Origin of the sequence: Microbacterium fluvii (genome assembly GCF_025515205.1) — a bacterium.
GTDB lineage: Bacteria > Actinomycetota > Actinomycetes > Actinomycetales > Microbacteriaceae > Microbacterium > Microbacterium fluvii.
The window spans coordinates 95,815-114,474 of record NZ_JAOPFX010000003.1; the positions used below are offsets into that span (position 1 = coordinate 95,815).

The window sequence follows — 18,660 nt, forward strand, 5'->3', positions numbered from 1 at the left end:
TCGTATATGATCGGTGACACGCAGGCAACCCCTTGCCGCTCACTGAGCCGACACCGATGTCAGATCGAACGGAGTCAATGATGACGACACCAGCCGCTGCGGGCTTCACGCCCACCGGGACCATCGCCACCCACGCCGACCGCCGCCGCGTGGTCTTCGCGACCGTGGTCGGCACCACCGTGGAGTGGTACGACTTCTTCATCTACGCGTTCGCGGCGGGCCTCGTGTTCGCCCAGCTGTTCTTCGAGCCTGCGGGCGAGGGCTTCGCGCAGATCCTGTCGTTCTTCACGGTCGGCATCAGCTTCCTCTTCCGCCCGTTCGGCGCGTTCCTGGCCGGCCACCTCGGTGACAAGTACGGGCGCCGCCTCGTGCTCATGCTCACCCTGATCCTCATGGGTGTCGCCACGACCCTCGTCGGGCTCCTGCCGACCTACGCCGCGATCGGCATGGCGGCGCCGATCCTGCTCATCCTGCTGCGCATCGTGCAGGGCATCTCGGCCGGCGGCGAGTGGGGTGGCGCCGTGCTCATGGCCGTCGAGCACGCCCCGAAGACCAAGCGCGGGCTGTTCGGCGCTTCGCCGCAGATGGGCGTGCCGCTGGGCCTGCTGCTGGCGAGCGGCATGATGGCGCTCATGAACGTCATCGCCCCCGGCGACGCGTTCCTCGAGTGGGGCTGGCGAGTGCCGTTCCTGCTGTCGTTCGTGCTGATCGTCATCGGCTACTACATCCGCCGCCGGGTCGAAGAGAGCCCCGTGTTCACCGAGCTCGCCGAGCGCAAAGAGCAGACGCGGATGCCGATCGTGCAGCTGTTCCGCAAGCACACGCCCCTCGTGCTGCTGGCCGCCCTCGTGTTCGCCGGCAACAACGCGGTGGGCTACATGACCACCGGCGGCTACATCCAGGGCTACGCGACCAACCCCGAAGGGCCTCTCGCGCTCGACCGCGGCGCCGTGCTGAACGCCGTGACGATCTCGGGCGCCACCTGGCTGCTGTTCACCTGGATCGCCGGCTGGCTCTCCGACCGCATCGGGCGCCGGACCACCTACCTCATCGGCTGGGGCGTGCTGCTGGTGGGCGTGTTCCTGCTGTTCCCCCTGGTCAACTCGGGCTCGATCGGCCTGCTGACCCTGGGCCTCGTGATCCTCACCGTGGGCCTCGGCCTCACCTACGGGCCGCAGGCGGCGCTGTACACCGAGCTGTTCCCCGCCTCGATCCGCTTCTCGGGTGTCTCGATCTCGTACGCGCTGGGCGCCATCCTCGGCGGCGCGTTCGCGCCGATGATCGCGCAGGCCCTCGTGCAGGCCACCGGCGGAACGACCGCCGTCACCTGGTACCTGGCCGGCATGGTGATCCTCGCCCTCATCGCGACGCTGCTGCTGCGCGATCGCAGCGGCATCCCGCTCGGCCCCGACCACGAGGCCGAACAGGCCGTCTCCCCGATCCGCGGGCTCTCCCGCGCCTGACGCCCCGGCATCCGCTCGAAGGAGTTCCCATGCAGTTCCACCACCACGGCTACGTGTCCACCGACCCGCGGGTGCGCCCCGCGGAGGGCACCGGCATCGACCGCCCCGACGACCTGCCCGACGAGGTCGACGTGCTCATCGTCGGCTCGGGGCCGGCCGGCATGCTGCTCGCGGCGCAGCTGTCGCAGTACCCGAGCGTCACGACGCGGCTGGTGGAGAAGCGCGAGGGGCGCCTCGTGATCGGGCAGGCCGACGGCATCCAGGCGCGCAGCGTCGAGACGTTCCAGGCCTTCGGGTTCGCCGAGCGCATCATCGCCGAGGCCTACACGATCAGCGAGATGAACTTCTGGACGCCCGACCCCGCCGACCATGCGCGCATCATCCGCACGGCGCGCGCCGACGATGACCCGCACGGCATCAGCGAATTCCCGCACCTGATCGTCAACCAGGCGCGCGTGCTCGACTACTACGCCGAGGTCGCCGCGATCTCCCCAGGGCGCATCACGCCCGACTACGGGTGGGAGTTCGTCGGGCTCACCGTCGGCGAGGCGGAGCGCCCCGTCACGGTGCAGCTGCGCCGTGCCGACGGCGAGGAGCGCACCGTGCGGGCTACCTACGTCGTCGGCTGCGACGGCGCGCGCAGCCGCGTGCGCGAGGCGATCGGCCGCAAGCACATCGGGGGGCAGTCGCAGCACGCGTGGGGCGTCATGGACGTGCTGGCCGTGACCGACTTCCCCGACATCCGCACGAAGTGCGCCATCCAGAGCGAGGCAGGCAGCATCCTGCACATCCCCCGCGAAGGCGGGTACCTCTTCCGCATGTACGTCGATCTCGGCGAAGTGCCCGAGGGTGACCACGGCGCCGTGCGCGCGACGCCGCTCGAGACCATCATCGCGAAGGCGAACGACATCCTGGGGCAGTACACCCTCGAGGTCAAAGACGTCGCGTGGTGGAGCGTCTACGAGGTCGGGCACCGTGTGACCGACAAGTTCGACGACGTCGAGGTCGGGGGAGACGCCGCACCGCACGTCTTCATCTGCGGCGACGCGTGCCACACGCATTCGGCCAAGGCCGGCCAGGGCATGAACGTGTCGATGCAGGACGGCTTCAACCTCGGCTGGAAGCTCGGCTCGGTGCTCACCGGCCGTGCGCCCGAAGAGCTGCTGGCGACCTATTCGGCCGAGCGCCAGGTGATCGCGCAGAACCTCATCGACTTCGACAGGGAGTGGTCGGGGCTCATGGCCAAGAAGCCCGAGGAGTTCTCCAGCCCCGCGGAGCTCGCCGAGTTCTACACCCGCACCGCCGAGTTCCCCGCCGGGTTCATGACGCAGTACACCCCCTCGATCATCACCGGCGACGACGCGCACCAGCGGCTCGCCGAGGGGTTCCCCGTCGGGAAGCGCTTCAAGTCGGCCCCCGTCGTACGCATCGCCGACGCTGTGCCCGCCCACCTCGGCCACCACGCGAAGGCCGACGGCCGGTGGCGCATCTATGCGTTCGCCGACACAGAGGCCACCGCTCTGGGCGAGTGGGCGCAGTGGCTGTCTGAGGGTGCAGATTCGCCGCTGCGTGCGCACACCCCGGCCGGCACCGACCCCGACAGCGTCTTCGACGTCAAGGTCGTCTATCAGCAGGACCACTCCGAGGTCGAGATCCCGACCATCCCCGAGGTGTTCCTGCCTCGGGTGGGGCCGTTCGAGCTCATCGACTACGAGAAGATCTACGCCGCCCGCCCCGAAGACGACATCTTCGAGTCGCGCGGCCTCTCGCGCGACGGCGTCGTGGTCGTGGTGCGCCCCGACCAGTACGTCGCGCAGGTGCTGCCCTTCTCGGCGACCGCCGAGCTGGCCGGCTTCTTCGCCGGCAACCTGCTGCCGGCCTGACGCTCCGGCTGCGCACGGCTGACTGAGAATGTGGGCGACACGTCGGGCGGCGGATGCTGCACCCGGCGTGTCGGCCGAGATCTCCGTCAGTTGTGCGGCGGGTCAGTCGGCGAGCATCAGGCGCAGGGTGCGGCGCAGCTCGGCGCGATCGTGCGCCGACAGGGCGCCGGTGAGCGCGGCGTCGACCTGGTCGACGAGGGGCTGCAGCCGCATCCGCTCGTCACGTCCCAAGGAGGTGAGGGCGACGACGTTGCGGCGGGCGTCTTCCGGATGCCGCTCGCGCTGCAGCAGACCGCGGCGCTCCATGCGCGCCACGAGGTCGGCCACCGTCGAGCGGTCGAGGTCGACCTCTTCGCACAGCTCGCGCTGACTCGCGCTGCCGAGCCGGTCGAGCACCGCGAGGATCGAATACTGCACGCTCGAGACCTCGGTCGAGACGATCTTCGACCACGCCGCGACGTGCAGCTGCTGCGCGCGTCGGATGAGGAAGCCGGTGTGCCGGCGCGGTTCGATGTCGTCCATCTCGGCGATCATGCCAGAGCGGGCGTCCTCTGCTCGACGAGGAACCCGCCGAAGAAGGCGGTGAGCTCGTCGCGGGCCGACAGCGGCAGCACGTGCGCGACGTACTGGTCGGGCCGCACGATCACGATCGCGCCGTCGCGCGAGACGCCGCGATCGGCGAACACATCGTGCTTGTCGTCGACGGCCCACGCCTTCTCCCAGTCCTGCAGGCCGAGCGGCCCCGAGTGCGGCAGCAGCATCTCGGGCAGAGCGCCGAGGTCGACGTCGCGATGGTGGGTCTGGAAGACCCCGTGCACGTCGATGACGGCGTCGATGTCGGCGCCCGCCGGCGTGAACCGTGCGATCGGAGACCCGGGGTCGTCGCTCAGCCACGCGGCGAAGTCGACGAGTCCGTCGCCCGACGCGTCGCCGAACGCGAAGATGCGCCAGCGGCCGTCGGCAGTCTGCGCATGCCCCAGCTCGACGGGCTTGGCGTCGGCGACCCGCGTGACCGGCGACGAGTGGAACCGCGTGCCGATCTCGAAGCCGGTCGCCAGGTGCTGATGCTCGCCGCCGCCGGTCAGCGCTGAGGGCCGGTACTGCGTCGCGAGGCCCGCCGTGTAGCGGCCCTGGCGGGCGAACTCCGCCTGCATCTGCTCGCTCGTGACGCCGCCGAGCTCGGGGTGCTCCGGATCGACGGTGGGCTGGGCGATGAACGCCGACCAGAACCGGTCGAAGTCGATGAGGTTCTGCGCGACGGCCTGCCGCTCGGCCGAGTAGGAGTGCAGCAGCGCGGCATCCGATCGTCCTTCGAGCACCGCGGCGAGCTTCCAGCCCAGGTTGAACGCATCCTGCATCGACACGTTCATGCCCTGACCGGCCTTGGCCGAATGGGTGTGGCACGCGTCGCCCGCGATGAACACGTGCGGCAGTCGCGTGGCCTCTTCGCCCGCGGACACGTCGTCGAACTTGTCGGTCACGCGCTGGCCGACCTCGTAGACCGACGACCAGGCGACCGACCGCACGTCGATGGAGTACGGATGCAGGATGCCGTTGGCCACCGCCGTCAGCTGCTCGACGGTCGTGCTGCGGATGTCGGCGTCGCCCGCCTGCACCTCGCCGAGGTCGACGTAGCAGCGCACGAGGCTGCCGCCCTCGCGGGGGATCGTCAGCAGGCTCCCCTTGCCGGCCGACTGGATGACGTTCTTGGTGCGCCAATCGGGGAAGTCGGTGGTGGCGAGCACGTCCATCACACCCCAGGCGTGGTTGGCGGCATCCCCGTCGAGGTGCCGGCCGATCGCGCGGCGCACGTTGCTGCGCGCGCCGTCGCAGCCGACGACGTAGCGGGCGTTGACGACGAACTCCTCGCCCGTCTGCACCCTGCGGAGGGTCACCGCGACCGGGTGGTCGCCTTCGCCCACCTCGAGCGTGACGAACTCGATGCCGTAGTCGGGCTCGAGCTTCGACGATGACGCCGCGGCGTGGTCGAGCAGGTACTGCTGCATGCGCGCCTGGTTGACGATGACGTGGGGGAACTCGCTGAGCCCGTAGAGGGTGTCCTGCACCCAGCCGGTGCGCACGATCTTCGAGCGGTCGTCGTCTGCAGGGCCCCAGAACCGCACCTCGTTGACCCAGTACGCCTCGCGGAGCAGGGCCGACGCCAGGCCGAACGCCTGGAACATCTCGACCGTGCGGCACGCGACTCCGTCGGCCTGGCCCTTCTCGAGCGGCCCTTCGCGGCGCTCGACGATGCGGGTGTCGATGCCGGGGAAGGCCGCGAGCTGGGCGGCGAGCACCGTGCCGGCGGGGCCCGTGCCGACGATCAGCACGTCGATCTCGGCCGGGATCTCCCGCGGGCGGGCGAGGGCCTCTGCGGAGGCGGGGTGGATGTCGGGATCTCCCGGCCGATAGCCGTCGCGGTAGAACTGCATGCTGATCTCCTTCGATCACGGTGGGATGCGCTCGAGGATATAGTCAGTACCCCAACGATTGCAAGCGGCACAGGTGCGGTGCGCGCAGCATCCGCCGTCCCGGCTGCGCTCAGTCGTCACATATGGCGACCTTCCCCCCGGCATCGGTCGCCGTTTACGACGACTGAACATCAGGGAGAGAGCGGATGCTGCGGCTCAGTCGTCACGTATGGCGACCGTTCGCCCGGCATCGGTCGCCGTTTACGACGACTGAACATCAGGGAGCGCGCGGTGGCCCCCGGAGTCAGCGCGTCGAACCGAGCCAGGCCAGCACCCGCTCGCGGTCGGCGTCGAGCAGCGGGGGAGCCTGCGAATAGTCGACGTCGGCGCTCGCGTACGAGATCGGATGCCGCACGGTCGGGATCATCCGTTCGCCCCGGCCCGTGAGGGCCACCGGCTCCAGGCCCAGGCTGTCGGCGAGCCGCACGCCGCCGTCGACCCCGGTGATCGGGCCGCTGGGCACCCCCGCCGTGCGCAGGAGCGCGAACCACTCGTCCGAGCCCCGGGTGCGCAGCCGCGCGGAGAGAAGCTCTCGCAGCGCCTCGCGGTGCGCGTTGCGCGCGCCCATTGTGGCGAACCGCTCGTCCAACGCCCATTCGGGCGCCCCGACCACCTCGCACAGGCGAGCGAACTGCCCGTCATTGCCGACCGCGAGCACGAGGTCGTGGTCGGCCGTCGGAAAGGGCTCGTACGGCGACAGGCTCGGGTGCGCGTTGCCCATGCGCTCGGGCACCACGCCGCCGGCGACGAACGCCGAGGTCTGGTTGACGAGCCCCGACAGGATCGACGACAGCAGGTTCACCTCGACGTGATCGCCCCGACCCGTCGCATGCCGGGCGTTGAGTGCGGCGAGGATGCCGGCGGAGGCATGCAGTCCGGTGATGACGTCGACGAGGGCCGCCCCCACCTTGGTGGGTTCGCCGTCGGGTGCGCCGGTGACCGACATGAGCCCAGACACCGCCTGCGCGAGCAGGTCGTAGCCGGGCAGATCGGCGCCGCCGGCGGGGCCGAAGCCCGTGATCGACCCGTAGACGAGCGACGGATGCCGCGCGTTGACGCTCACGTGGTCCAGGCCGTAGCGCGCGAGGCCGCCGGGCTTGAAGTTCTCGACGAGCACATCGGCGCGCGCGATGATGTCGTGCACGACGGCGAGCTGATCGGGGTCGGCGAAGTCGAGCGCGATGGAGAACTTGCCGCGGTTGACCGACAGGAAGTAGGTGCCCTCGCCGTCGCGCGCCGGCGGCACCCACCCGCGGGTGTCGTCGCCGCCGGGGGACTCGATCTTGATGACGAGGGCGCCCATGTCGGCCAGCAGCATCGTCGCGTAGGGTCCTGCCAGCACGCGGCTGAGGTCGGCGACGACCACCCCCGCGAGGGGGCCGGTCGCGGGGCGGCCGAAGTGAGCGGCGAGGTCTTCCGGTGCGATCACGCGGGCTCCTTGTCGGCGACGGTGCGGGCGCATTCAGTCTCGCGCACGTGCGGCGGATAGCCTGCCAGTACACGAAGGAGTGCTTGTGTCACAGATCCACCCCCGTTCGGCGAGCGACCTCATGAACATCGACGACGAGTTCAGCGACGCCGAGCTCGAACTGCGCGACACCGTGCGCGAGTTCGTCGATCGCCGCATCCGCCCGAACATCGCGCAGTGGTTCGACGACGCCGTCTTCCCCGTCGAGCTCGTGCCCGAGTTCGCCGAGCTGGGCCTGCTGGGCCTGCACCTGCACGGCTACGGCTGTGCGGGCGGTTCGGCGGTCGACTACGGCCTTGCGATGCAGGAGCTCGAGGCGGGAGACTCGGGGCTTCGCACCTTCGTGTCGGTGCAGGGGTCGCTCGCGATGTCGGCGATCCACAAGCACGGCTCGGAGGAGCAGAAGAGCACCTGGCTGCCGAAGATGGCCCGCGGTGAGGTGATCGGCTGCTTCGGGCTGACCGAGCCGACCGCCGGCTCCGACCCGTCGAGCATGGTCACGACGGCGCGGCTCGAGGGCGGGGAGTGGATCCTCAACGGCGCCAAGCGCTGGATCGGCCTCGCCTCGATCGCCCAGATCGCCGTCATCTGGGCGACGACCGACGAGGGTGTGCGGGGCTTCATCGTTCCCACCGGCACCCCCGGCTTCACGGCGACCCCGATCCAGCCCAAGCTCTCGATGCGCGCGTCGATCCAGTGCGACATCGAGCTCGTCGACATGCGGCTGCCAGAAGACGCCGTGCTGCCGAACGTCGTGGGCCTGCGCGGACCGTTCGCGTGCCTCAACGAGGCCCGCTACGGCATCGCGTGGGGCGCCGTCGGCGCCGCCCGAGACAGCTTCGACCAGGCGCTCGGCTACGCCCTCGAGCGCACGCAGTTCGACCGCCCGATCGCGGGGTTCCAGCTCACGCAGCAGAAGCTGGTGAACTGGGCTCTCGAGATCCAGAAGGCGCAGCTGCTCGCGCTGCGCCTCGGGCGCCTGAAAGACGCCGGCAGGCTCGAGCACCACATGATCTCGGTCGCCAAGCTCAACAACACCCGCATCGCCATCGAGATCGCCCGCGAGGCGCGCACGGTGCTCGGCGGCAACGGCATCACGCTCGACTACTCACCGCTGCGCCACGCGGTGAACCTCGAGTCGGTGCGCACCTACGAGGGCACCGACGAGGTGCACACGCTCGTGCTCGGCGAGAAGATCACCGGCTACGCGGCCTTCCGCGGCTGAGGAGGCCGATCAGTCGAATTCGTCGCCCGGGCCGCTCAGCCGCAGCTCCTCGACATCGAGGTGCGCTTCCACGCGGCGGGCGACGAGGTCGTCGATCGTTCCGTCGCGGCGCAGGCGCAGCAGCACCTCGCGCTTGCGGTCGATCATGGCGAGCTTGAGGCGCGAGGCCTCCTCGAACCGCACGATCGGCGAGCGCTGCGTCACATCGATGTCGGTGCTCGTCGCGATCATCTCCAGCCCCGAGCCGTCTGCGACGGGGACGCTGCCGGATGCTGCGGGCACCGCATCCGGAGCGTCGAACATCGTCTCGAGCTCGGCGATCTCGTCGTCGTCGGATGCGCGCTGGCGGGCGTAGGCGCGCGCGTTGGCGAGCTCGAGCATCTCGTAGCCGTCGCGGCGGGCGCGGTCGCGCACGTCGTCGCTGATGCCGTGCTCGGCGGCGAGGTCGTCGAGGGCCGCCATCGCCGCTCCCGAGATCGCCCGCTGCGCGAGCTCGAGCTCGGAGGCCGCCGCGTCGTCGGCGGGGAGGTTCGCCCAGCGCACGACAGCGGGAAGGAGCGGCCCCTGCACCAGCAGGCTCAGCACGATGACGCCCGCCGTGACGAAGACCACGGCGTCGCGCCCGGCGAGGGCCTCGCCCGCGCTCGTGGTCAACGGCACCGACAGCGCGATCGCCAGCGACACGGCGCCGCGGAAGCCGGCGAAGGTCGAGACGATGCGGGCGCGGTTGTGCGAATACGACGGGCCGCCGGCGGCGGGGCGCGAGAACGGCGCGAACAGCAGCTGGAAGAGGTAGCGCACCACCAGCAGCGCGATCCAGACGGCGACGGTGACGAGCGTGAGCCAGCCGATCTCGCGCGCCGAGATCTCGTGCACGACGTGCTGCACCTCGATGCCGATCAGCACGAAGAGCGCGCCGTTGAGCAGGTAGACGCCGAACGGCCATGCCGCGACCGCCTGGCGGCGAGAGGCCGCCGTCGTGATGCGCGGCGAGATCCACGCGATGATGAGGCCCGCGAACACGACGGCGAGCACGCCCGAGGCGCCCATGAGCTCGGCGAGCAGGAACGCCGTGAAGGGCACGAGCAGCAGCGCGATGTTGATCGACAGGCTCGAGCGCATGCGCCGCAGGCCGAAGTAGGCGAGCGCCGCGACGGCGATGCCGGCGGCGGCCCCGCCGAGGTACGAGACGAGCACGGTCCAGGTGACCGTCCACGCGGTGATCTGACCGCCCGTGGCCACCGACACGGCGATGGCATAGAGCACGAGCGCCGTGCCGTCGTTGGTGAGGCTCTCGGCCTTGAGCTTCATGAACGTGCGCGGCGGCAGCAGCCGCCCGAGGGCTGCGACGGCGGTGGCATCGGGCGGAGCGACGGCCGCGCCGAGGATCAGTGCCGCCTCCCACGGCACGCCCATCGCGGTCGCGATGCCGGCGACGGCGAAGGCGGATGCGACCACCAGCAGCGTGCTCATCGGCACGATGTAGCGCAGCGACCGGCGGATCGCGCGGATGGAGGTGGTCAGGCTCTCCCAGAAGAGCATGACCGGCAGGAACAGCAGCAGCACCGTCTCGGGCGGCAGCTCGATCTCGCGCAGCTGCGGGAAGAACCCCAGCAGCAGCCCGATGATCAGCAGCACGAGCGGCGTCGCGAGCCGCAGCCGCGGCGCGAGCACGGTGCCGATCAGCACCGCCAGCCCCAGCAGCACCGTGACTTCGAGACCTTCCATGGGCGACCCCCGCTCTGCGCTTGCTCCAGTCTGCGCTCAGAGCACAGCAACCCGACAGGCCCTGGCATTCCCTGGCTTCGAGGTCTGCCGTTTCGTCTCGGGCGCCCTGCGGGCGTCCTCGCTCAACGTCCGGAACCTCTCGGGCGTTGAGCGAGCGCAGCGAGACGAAACGTGGTGTGCTTCCCGGGCGTTGAGCGAGCGCAGCGAGACGAAACGCGGTGTGCTTCTCGGGCGTTGAGCGAGCGCAGCGAGACGAAGCGTGGTGTGCTTCCCGGGCGTTGAGCGAGCGCAGCGAGACGAAACGTCGGCGGTTCAGTCCTCGGCCTCACGCCGCCGGCTCGCGCTCCACCCCTTCACCGCGTCGATCCCGCCTTCGGTGAAGGCCAGCCGCTTGTCGTGGCTCCAGCCCTGCAGCCGCTTCTCCCAGAGAAACGCCTCTTCGACGCGTTCGAACTCGTCGCTCCAGATCAGCCGCACGGGCAGCCGGCGGCGCGTGTAGATGGAGCCCTCTCCGGCGGCGTGCTGCGCGAGTCGTCGGTCGAGGTCGATCGTGCTGCCGACGTAGAGAGTGCCGTCGGCGCATTCGAGCATGTACACCCACGCCATGTCGGGAGCGTAGGGCGGATGCTGCTGCAGCCGTTCCCTTTCTCCACAGCCGTTTCGTCTCGGGCGCCCTGCGGGCGTCCTCGCTCAACGCCCGGAACCTTTCTCCCGGCCTATCTCGGGCGTTGAGCGAGCGCAGCGAGACGAAACACGGTGTGCATCTCGGGCGTTGAGCGAGCGCAGCGAGACGAAACACGGTGTGCATCTCGGGCGTTGAGCGAGCGCAGCGAGACGAAACGTCCTAGGCGTTCACGCGGATGATCTCGTGCTGGTAGGGGGCGATCACCGAGCTCGAGATGCGGCAGTCCAGCAGCAGGAACGGGCGAGTGGATGCCGACTCCTGCGCCCACGACGAGAGACGCTCCAGATCGGCCAGCGTCCGCACCACGACCCCCTCCGCGCCGACGGCCGCGGCGAGCCCGGCGAAGTCAACCTCGGGGATGAGCATCGGCTCGACCGCGAGCCCCTTGAGGCCGTAGAGGTTCACCTCGGCGGCGTACGCGCCGTCGTTCCACACCACCGCGAGTCCGCGGCCCGCGGCTACCCGCACGGCCGACTCCAGGTCGGCGAGGGCCATGAGCCCGCCGCCATCGCCCGTCGTGAGCACGACGGTCGAGTCGGGTTTGGCCTTCGCGGCGCCCGGCACCGAGGGGAAGCCGAGGCCGATCGACTGGTACGCGGTGCCCACCATGAGTAAGCGGTCGGGGGAGGCGACCGGCCAGTACATGTTCGCCCACCCGATGAAGTGCCCGCCGTCCGAGACCACGACACGGTCGCGGGTCGACGCGGCACCCTCGAGCAGCTCGCCGATGCGCGCCGCCACCGATCGGGGGTCGAGGCGGCCGTCGGCGGCCGTGCCCTCGCCGGCGTCGCGCACCAGCGCCGCAGCCACCTGCACGCTCTCGCGCCAACCCGCCCCGGCAGCATCCGCCCCGCCGGCACCCGCCCCGGCGGCATCCGCCCCGGCGGCATCCGCCCCGGCAGCACCCGCCCCGGCGGCGCTCATCGCAGCCAACTCAGCCACGAGCGCCTCGGCCACCACGCGCGCGTCGCCTCGGACGAACGCGCCCACGTGCGGGTGGGTCGCCGCGGGGGCCACATCGACCTGCACGATGCGGGTGCCGGGGGCGAACAGCTCGCCGAAGCGCATCGTGAACTGGTTGAGCGATGCGCCGAACACGACGGCGACGTCGGCTTCGCGCACGAGCGCCATCGCCCCGTCGGCGCCGAAGCCGCCGGTGACCCCGAGATCGAACTCCGACCGAGGGAAGATGCCCCGCCCCAAAGCGGTCGAGGCCGTCAGAGCACCCGTCGCATCGGCCAGGCGCCCCAGGGCCTCGCCGGCGCCCGCCACCCACGCGCCGCGCCCCGCCAGCAGGAACGGCCGCCGGGCACCGGCCAATGCGCGGGCGACCGACGAGACGGCCGCCGTGCCGAACGGCTCCGCAGGGGCCAGCGGAGCGGGCAGCGCAGGCTCCGGCGCCGGCGGCACGGGGCCTGCCTCGAGCCGCGCGACGTCGTAGGGGATCGCGAGCACGGTGGGCACGCGGTAGGCGAGGGCGTGCTCGATCGCGATGACGGTCGTGGCGGCGGCATCCGCTCGCCCCACCGTGTAGGTGCGCGCGCCCACGGCAGACGCCAGGGCGATCTGGTCGACGTCCCACGGGCGGGGGCCCGACGTCGGCTCGTCGCCGACGACGAGCACGAGCGGCACGTGCGCCTGCACGGCCTCGGCCAGCGCCGTGAGCGTGTTGGTGAACCCGGCGCCGTAGGTGGCGGTGGCCGCGGCCAGACCGCCGCCGGCGCGGTAGTGGGCGTCGGCGGCGACAACGGCGCCTGCTTCGTGGCGCACCGCGGTGTACGAGACGTCGGTGGCGCGCTCGAGCGCATCGAGGAAGTAGGCATTGCCGTTTCCCATCACCCCGAAGACATGGTCGACGTGACGGGCGAGAGTGAGGGCGACGTGGGCGGAGACGGTGGGCATGGCAGAACCTCGAGTGAGACGGACGGATGCGGAGCCGTATGTGTCTCACGCGCCTGCGCGGCGGTGTCGTGCCCTTTTTTCGAGCACCGGCGGCGACGTCGCCTCCGGACGGGGACGAGTATACGGGCCCTCGGGTACAGTGGCGATCGTGGTACGCCGGAGCACCCCGCCCGGCTCGCAGTCCTCGCTGAGGGAGGCGAATCGGGCGCGACTGATCGAGTCGCTCAAACGTCATGGGCGTTTGACGCAGATCGAGCTTGCCGGAAACACGGGCCTGTCGCCGGCGACGGTGTCGAACATCGTCAAAGAGCTCACCGCCGCCGGCATCCTGCACACCTCGTTCACCTCGCGCAGCGGCCGCCGGGCGACCCTCGTCTCGCTGGCCCGCCGCGTCGGCCTCGTCGCCGGCGTGCACTTCAGCTCCCGCCAGCTGCGCATCGCGATCGCCGACGCCACGCGCACGGTCGTCTCGCAGACCTCGCTGCCGCTGCCCCCGGGCCACCGCCACGATGCCGAGCTCGATCGCCTCGGCATCCTGCTCGGCGACATGATGGAGTCGCTCGGCGGCACACTGGCCGACCTGCTCTCGGTCGGGGTGGGGCTTCCCGCGCCGATCGATCCGCGCACCGGCATGGTCTCGACGGCGGGGCTGCTCCCCGGCTGGGAGGGCGTCGACGTCGCCGAGAGTCTCGCCGCCCGCATCGGACGCCCGGTGTTCGTCGACTCCGAGGCGAACCTCGGCGGCCTCGCCGAGGCCAGAGAGGGCAGCGGCCGAGCCGCGTCGTCGTCGGTGTACATCCGCGTCGGCCACACGATCAGCGCCGGCCTCATCGTCGACGGCGACCTGTTCCGCGGCGTCAGCGGCAAGACCGGCCAGATCGGGCACGTCACGATCGACGAGAACGGCCCGATCTGCCGCTGCAGCAACCGCGGCTGCCTCGAGATGTACGCCGCGGGTCCGGCACTTCTCGCGCTCTTCCCCGAGGGGGAGGGGATGCAGCGGCTCGGCGATCTGCTCACCGCGGCCGAGGCGGGGGTGGGAAGCGCCCAGAGGGTGATCGCGGATGCCGGGCGCCACATCGGCATCGCGGCGGCGAGCCTGTGCAACCTCTTCGACCCCGAGCTGATCATCGTCGGCGGCGAGCTGGCGCAGGCCGGGGAGATCCTGATGACCCCGATGCGCCATGCGCTCGAACGCTCGGCGCTGGCGGCCTCCAACGGGCTGCCCGAGATCGTCGGCGCGAGCTTCGGCGAGTGGGCCGAGACCCGTGGTGCCATCGCGATGGCGCTGGATCACGTCACGGTCGACGCCGACGCGGTGCCCTTCTCGGCATGAGGCGCCTGATCGGGCTCGCCGTCGCGGCGGGGCTCGTCGCCGCAGCCCTCGTCGGCTGCGCCCCGACCGGGGGAGACGGGGCGATCGCGCTGCTGCTGCCCGACAAGAAGACGGCGCGGTACGAGACCTTCGACCGGCCCGTGTTCACCGAGCGCGTCGCCGAGCTCGGCGACTACGAGGTGCTCTACTCCAACGCCGATCAAGACGCCGCCAAGCAGCAGCAGCAGGCCGAGTCGGCGCTCGCCGCCGGTGCCGCGGTGCTCGTGCTCGATCCCGTCGACGGCAAGGCGGCGGCCACGATCGTCAACACCGCGAACGCGCAGGGGGTGCCGGTGATCGCCTACGACCGGTTCATCTCGGGCGGCGAGGTCGCCTTCTACGTGTCGTTCGACAACGTGCGGGTCGGCGAGCTCCAGGCCGAGGCGCTCGTGACGGCGCTGGAGGAGCGCGGCGAGCCCGACGGCGGCATCCTCATGGTCAACGGGTCGCCGACCGACAACAACGCGAAGCTCTTCCAGCAGGGTGCCCGCAGCATCCTCGACGAGAGCGGCCTGAGGGTGCTGGCAGAGTACGACACCCCCGACTGGAGCCCCGACAAGGCGCAGACCTGGGTGGCCGGCCAGATCGCGCAGTTCGGGCACGACATCGCCGGGGTCTACGCCGCCAACGACGGCACCGCCAGCGGCGCGATCGCGGCCCTGCGCGCCGCTGACGTGTCGCCGCTGCCGGTGGTCACGGGGCAGGATGCCGAGCTGTCCGCCCTGCAGCGCATCGTCGCGGGCGACCAGTACATGACCGTCTACAAGGCGCTCAAGCCCCAGGCCACGATCGCCGCCGACGCCGCCGTCGCGCTGCTGACGGGGGGCGCGGTAGACGCCGAGACCGAGGTCGACGGCGTGCCGGCGACGCTGCTCGACCCCGTCGCGGTGACGGTGCACGACATCGTCGACACGGTGGTTGCCGACGGCTTCTGGACCGTCGAAGATATCTGTACTCCCGACTACGCGGCAGCCTGCGAAGCCGCCGGCATCCTGTGAGGTCACCCGCGTGAGCACGCCCCTTCCGCAGCGCAGCGCGCGCCACCGCGAGCGCGTGCTCACGATGCGCGGCATCGCGAAGCACTTCGGCGCCGTCAAGGCGCTCACCGACGTCGACTTCTGGGTCAACGAGGGCGAGGTCGTCGCCCTCATCGGCGACAACGGCGCCGGCAAGTCCACGCTCGTCAACCTCCTCGCCGGCGTGCATTCTCCGGATGCCGGCACCATCGAGTTCGACGGAGAGAACGTGCAGATCGCGAGCCCCGCCGACTCGCAGGAGCTCGGCATCGCGACGGTGTTCCAAGACCTGGCTCTCTGCGACAACCTCGACGTCGTCGCGAACCTCTGGCTCGGCCGCGAGCTGACCGCCGAGGGCGCGCTCGACGAGGTCGGCATGGAGGAGCAGACCTGGGCGCTGCTGCGCGAGCTCGCCGCCAAGATCCCCTCGGTGCGCACGCCAGTCGCCTCTCTGTCGGGCGGGCAGCGGCAGACGGTCGCGATCGCCCGCTCGCTCATCGGCGAGCCGCGCGTCGTGATCCTCGACGAGCCGACGGCGGCCCTCGGCGTCGCCCAGACCGCCGAGGTGCTGAACCTCATCGAGCGCCTGCGCGAGCGCGGTCACGGCGTTGTGCTCATCAGCCACAATATGGCCGACGTCATGGCCGTCGCCGACCGCATCGTCGTGCTGCGCCTCGGCCGCAACAACGGCGTCTACAACGCCGCCGAGGTCACCACCGAGGTGCTCATCGCGGCGATCACGGGGGCCGTCGACCAGCAGAGTGCGAAGCGGATGCCGGGGCCCGCAGCGACGGAGGCCAGTGCCGCCGCACTCGCCGACAGCGGCGTCATCCGCCTGCCCGACCGGCCGCCGCGGCGCCCGCGCCCCGGCGGCCGGCGGGAGGACCGCACGTGAGCGTCGTCGAAGAGGAGCGTCGCAGCATCCGTTCGTGGCTCGACCAGCTCGTCGCCCGCGTCAGAGGGGGAGACCTGGGGTCGCTGCCGGTCGTGCTCGGGCTCGCCGTCATCTGGACGGTGTTCCAGCTGCTCAACCCGGTGTTCCTCTCCAGCCGCAACCTCGTCGACCTCACGATGCAGTGCGCCGCCACCGGCACGATCGCCCTCGGGATCGTCATCGTGCTGCTGCTGGGCGAGATCGATCTGTCGGTCGGCTCGGTGTCGGGGCTCGCCTCGGCCGTGCTGGTCGTCTCGTTCGTGCAGCTGCAGTGGCCGCTGGTGCTGGCGCTCGTCGCCGCCGTCGGGGCCGGGTCGCTCGCGGGCCTTCTCTACGGGTTCCTGTTCACGCGCTTCGGGCTGCCGAGCTTCGTGATCACCCTCGCGGGGCTGCTCGGCATCCTCGGCGTGCAGCTGTGGGTGCTCGGCAGCGCGGGATCGATCAATCTGCCCTTCGACTCGGCGATCGTGCAGTTCGCCCAGCACCTGTTCCTGCCCCCGTGGCTCTCGTACGTCGTGGTCGTCGTCGCGGTGGCGCTCTACGCCTGGTCGCTCGCGCGGCGCGCGCGCCGCCGGACGGCGGCCAACCTCGACAGCCAGAGCTATCGGCAGATCGCGGTGCGCTCCGGCATCCTCCTCGCGTTCCTCCTCGCCACCGCCTGGTATCTCAACCTCTCGCGGGGCGTCGGGGTCATGTTCCTGTGCTTCGTGCTGCTCGTCGTCGTGATGAACCTCGTGCTCACCCGCACGCGGTGGGGCCGGGCGGTGTACGCCGTCGGCGGATCGGTCGAGGCGGCCAGGCGCGCCGGCATCCGCGTCGACCGCATCTACGTCTCGGGCTTCGTGCTGTGCTCGTCGCTGGCCGCCGCCGGCGGCGTGCTCGCGGCGGCGCGGCTGGCGGCGGCCAACCAGAGCTCGGGCGCCGGTGACATCAATCTCAACGCGATCGCGGCGGCCGTCATCGGCGGGGCGTCGCTGTTCGGCGGGCGGGGGACGGCGTTCGCGGCGCTGCTGGGCATCGTCGTGATCCAGTCGATCTCGTCGGGGCTGAACCTGCTCAATCTCGACTCGTCGGTGCAGTTCATGGTCACCGGTGTCGTGCTCGTGCTGGCCGTCATGATCGACTCCGTCTCGCGCCGAACGAGGGTCGCAACCGGCAGAGCGTAGTCGCATCGATTCGACCGTGGGTTCATCGAGCGAACGCGGATCGATGGATGCGGAATCTTTATGTTCATGTCTTGACTTCAAGTTGTGAACGCCGGATGATCGTGCCCAGTGGGCGAGGGAGCCCACCTGCAATCGCACATTCGACGACGAAAGGCGAACGATGAAGAAGACCTCTCTGGCTGCCGCAGCAGCCGTCAGCGGCATCGCCGCACTGCTGCTGGCCGGCTGCTCAGGCGGCTCCACTCCGACCGAGACCACCAGCGGCGGCGGTGAGGCCTCGGCCGGCCGTGCCTGCGTGATCCTGCCCGATGCGGCATCCTCCCCCCGCTGGGAGAACTTCGACCGCAAGTACCTGCAGGAGGGGCTCGAAGCCGCCGGTTTCGAGGCCGACATCCAGAACGCGCAGGGCGACACCTCGAAGTACGCGACCCTGGCCGAGCAGCAGCTCACCAAGGGCTGCGGCGTCATGCTGCTGGTCGACTACAACGGCGCCGCCGAGGGCGTCGCGACCAAGGCCAAGGCGCAGGGCATCCCCGTGATCGCCTACGACCGCCCCTTCACCGGTGCCGACTACTACGTGTCGTTCGACAACGTCGAGGTCGGACGGCTCCAGGGTCAGACGGTGCTCGACGGCCTCGAGGCCGCAGGGGTCGACCCTGCCGACGCGGTGGTCGTCTACATGGGCGGCGACCCGACCGACGGCAACGCGAAGATGTTCCACGACGGCGCCGTCGAGGTGATGGAGGCCGCGGGCATCAAGCCGGCCGCCGAGCCCACCGGCGTGTGGGACGGCGCCAAGTCGCAGACCAACTTCGAGCAGGCCCTGACGAGCCTCGACGGAAAGGTCGACGGCGTGTGGGCCGCCAACGACACCAACGCCGACGGCGTCATCAAGGTGCTCCAGGACAAGAGCCTCACGGGTGTGGCGGTCTCGGGTCAGGACGCCAACCTCGAGGGTCTGCGCAACATCCTGGCAGGGTGGCAGACGGCGACCGTCTACAAGCCGGTCAAGCTCGAGGCCGACAAGGCCGTGGAGGTCGCCGTCGCGATCCTCAACGGCGAGACCCCGACCGCCGACCAGAAGCTCGACGACGGCACCCCGTACATCGCGGTGACGCCTCAGCTGGTCGGACCCGACGAGGTCAAGGATGTCGTGGCCGCAGGCGACGCCTCCGCCGACGAGGTCTGCGCGGGCACGCTGCCGAGCAGCGAGGACCCGTCGACCGAGGTGACGATGGCCGACCTCTGCAGCGAGCACGGCGTACAGTAAGCGCCAGTCGTGAGGGGCGTCGCGCCGTCACCGGCGTGGCGCCCCTTCGGCACTCGGCCCTACCGCAAGGAAGC

14 protein-coding genes are annotated in these 18,660 nt (G+C 70.7%); 8 read left to right on the plus strand and 6 right to left on the minus strand.

The features are described 5' to 3' along the window. Nucleotides 1-80: 80 nt before the first annotated feature. The gene (locus tag OAW74_RS11715; RefSeq protein WP_378733903.1) at nucleotides 81-1,463 is read left to right on the plus strand and encodes an MFS transporter; all 1,383 of its coding nucleotides are present in this window, start codon (nucleotides 81-83) and stop codon (nucleotides 1,461-1,463) included. Nucleotides 1,464-1,492: 29 nt separating this feature from the next. Continuing rightward, a complete protein-coding gene (locus OAW74_RS11720) occupies nucleotides 1,493-3,346 on the plus strand; it encodes an FAD-binding monooxygenase (protein WP_262874567.1) in 1,854 nt (617 codons plus the stop codon). A gap of 102 nt (nucleotides 3,347-3,448) precedes the next feature. Here OAW74_RS11720 and OAW74_RS11725 read toward each other — a convergent pair whose 3' ends face one another. From OAW74_RS11725 to OAW74_RS11735, 3 genes are all read right to left on the minus strand, one after another. Continuing rightward, entirely contained in the window at nucleotides 3,449-3,868 is a 420-nt protein-coding gene (locus tag OAW74_RS11725; protein WP_262874568.1) for a MarR family winged helix-turn-helix transcriptional regulator, read from the minus strand. Between the two features lie 8 nt (nucleotides 3,869-3,876). Further along, entirely contained in the window at nucleotides 3,877-5,778 is a 1,902-nt protein-coding gene (locus OAW74_RS11730; protein ID WP_262874569.1) for an FAD-dependent monooxygenase, read from the minus strand. Nucleotides 5,779-6,061: 283 nt separating this feature from the next. Further along, nucleotides 6,062-7,246 carry a CaiB/BaiF CoA transferase family protein gene (locus OAW74_RS11735; protein ID WP_262874570.1) on the minus strand — a complete coding sequence of 395 codons (1,185 nt, stop codon included), beginning with the start codon at nucleotides 7,244-7,246 and terminating at the stop codon, nucleotides 6,062-6,064. A 121-nt stretch (nucleotides 7,247-7,367) separates the two neighbouring features. Between OAW74_RS11735 and OAW74_RS11740 the strand changes: the two genes are divergently transcribed. Next, nucleotides 7,368-8,510, plus strand: coding sequence for an acyl-CoA dehydrogenase family protein (locus OAW74_RS11740; RefSeq protein ID WP_262874949.1), 1,143 nt, complete (start codon nucleotides 7,368-7,370; stop codon nucleotides 8,508-8,510). Nucleotides 8,511-8,519: 9 nt separating this feature from the next. On the opposite strand, the gene OAW74_RS11745 is transcribed toward OAW74_RS11740, so the two are convergent. From OAW74_RS11745 to OAW74_RS11755, 3 genes are all read right to left on the minus strand, one after another. Then, the gene (locus tag OAW74_RS11745) at nucleotides 8,520-10,238 is read right to left on the minus strand and encodes a Na+/H+ antiporter (protein WP_262874571.1); all 1,719 of its coding nucleotides are present in this window, start codon (nucleotides 10,236-10,238) and stop codon (nucleotides 8,520-8,522) included. A 312-nt stretch (nucleotides 10,239-10,550) separates the two neighbouring features. Then, nucleotides 10,551-10,844 carry a GIY-YIG nuclease family protein gene (locus OAW74_RS11750; RefSeq protein WP_262874572.1) on the minus strand — a complete coding sequence of 98 codons (294 nt, stop codon included), beginning with the start codon at nucleotides 10,842-10,844 and terminating at the stop codon, nucleotides 10,551-10,553. Nucleotides 10,845-11,082: 238 nt separating this feature from the next. Beyond that, nucleotides 11,083-12,825, minus strand: a complete 1,743-nt coding sequence (locus OAW74_RS11755) for a thiamine pyrophosphate-binding protein (RefSeq protein WP_262874573.1) — start codon at nucleotides 12,823-12,825, stop codon at nucleotides 11,083-11,085. Between the two features lie 148 nt (nucleotides 12,826-12,973). Here OAW74_RS11755 and OAW74_RS11760 point away from each other — a divergent pair, with 148 nt between their 5' ends. The 5 genes from OAW74_RS11760 to OAW74_RS11780 all read left to right on the plus strand — a co-directional run bounded on the left by OAW74_RS11760 (nucleotide 12,974) and on the right by OAW74_RS11780 (nucleotide 18,586). Further along, nucleotides 12,974-14,161, plus strand: a complete 1,188-nt coding sequence (locus OAW74_RS11760; protein WP_262874574.1) for an ROK family transcriptional regulator — start codon at nucleotides 12,974-12,976, stop codon at nucleotides 14,159-14,161. Then, complete coding sequence (locus tag OAW74_RS11765; protein WP_262874575.1) at nucleotides 14,158-15,198, plus strand: sugar ABC transporter substrate-binding protein; 1,041 nt, start codon at nucleotides 14,158-14,160, stop codon at nucleotides 15,196-15,198. Before OAW74_RS11760 ends, OAW74_RS11765 begins: the two co-directional genes overlap by 4 nt. Nucleotides 15,199-15,262: 64 nt before the next feature. Further along, nucleotides 15,263-16,111 carry an ATP-binding cassette domain-containing protein gene (locus OAW74_RS11770; protein WP_262874950.1) on the plus strand — a complete coding sequence of 283 codons (849 nt, stop codon included), beginning with the start codon at nucleotides 15,263-15,265 and terminating at the stop codon, nucleotides 16,109-16,111. Next, nucleotides 16,108-17,316, plus strand: coding sequence for a sugar ABC transporter permease (locus OAW74_RS11775; RefSeq protein WP_262874576.1), 1,209 nt, complete (start codon nucleotides 16,108-16,110; stop codon nucleotides 17,314-17,316). Before OAW74_RS11770 ends, OAW74_RS11775 begins: the two co-directional genes overlap by 4 nt. A gap of 160 nt (nucleotides 17,317-17,476) precedes the next feature. After that, nucleotides 17,477-18,586: a sugar ABC transporter substrate-binding protein gene (locus OAW74_RS11780; protein WP_262874577.1), complete on the plus strand. Its 1,110-nt coding sequence runs from the start codon at nucleotides 17,477-17,479 to the stop codon at nucleotides 18,584-18,586. Nucleotides 18,587-18,660 lie beyond the last annotated feature (74 nt).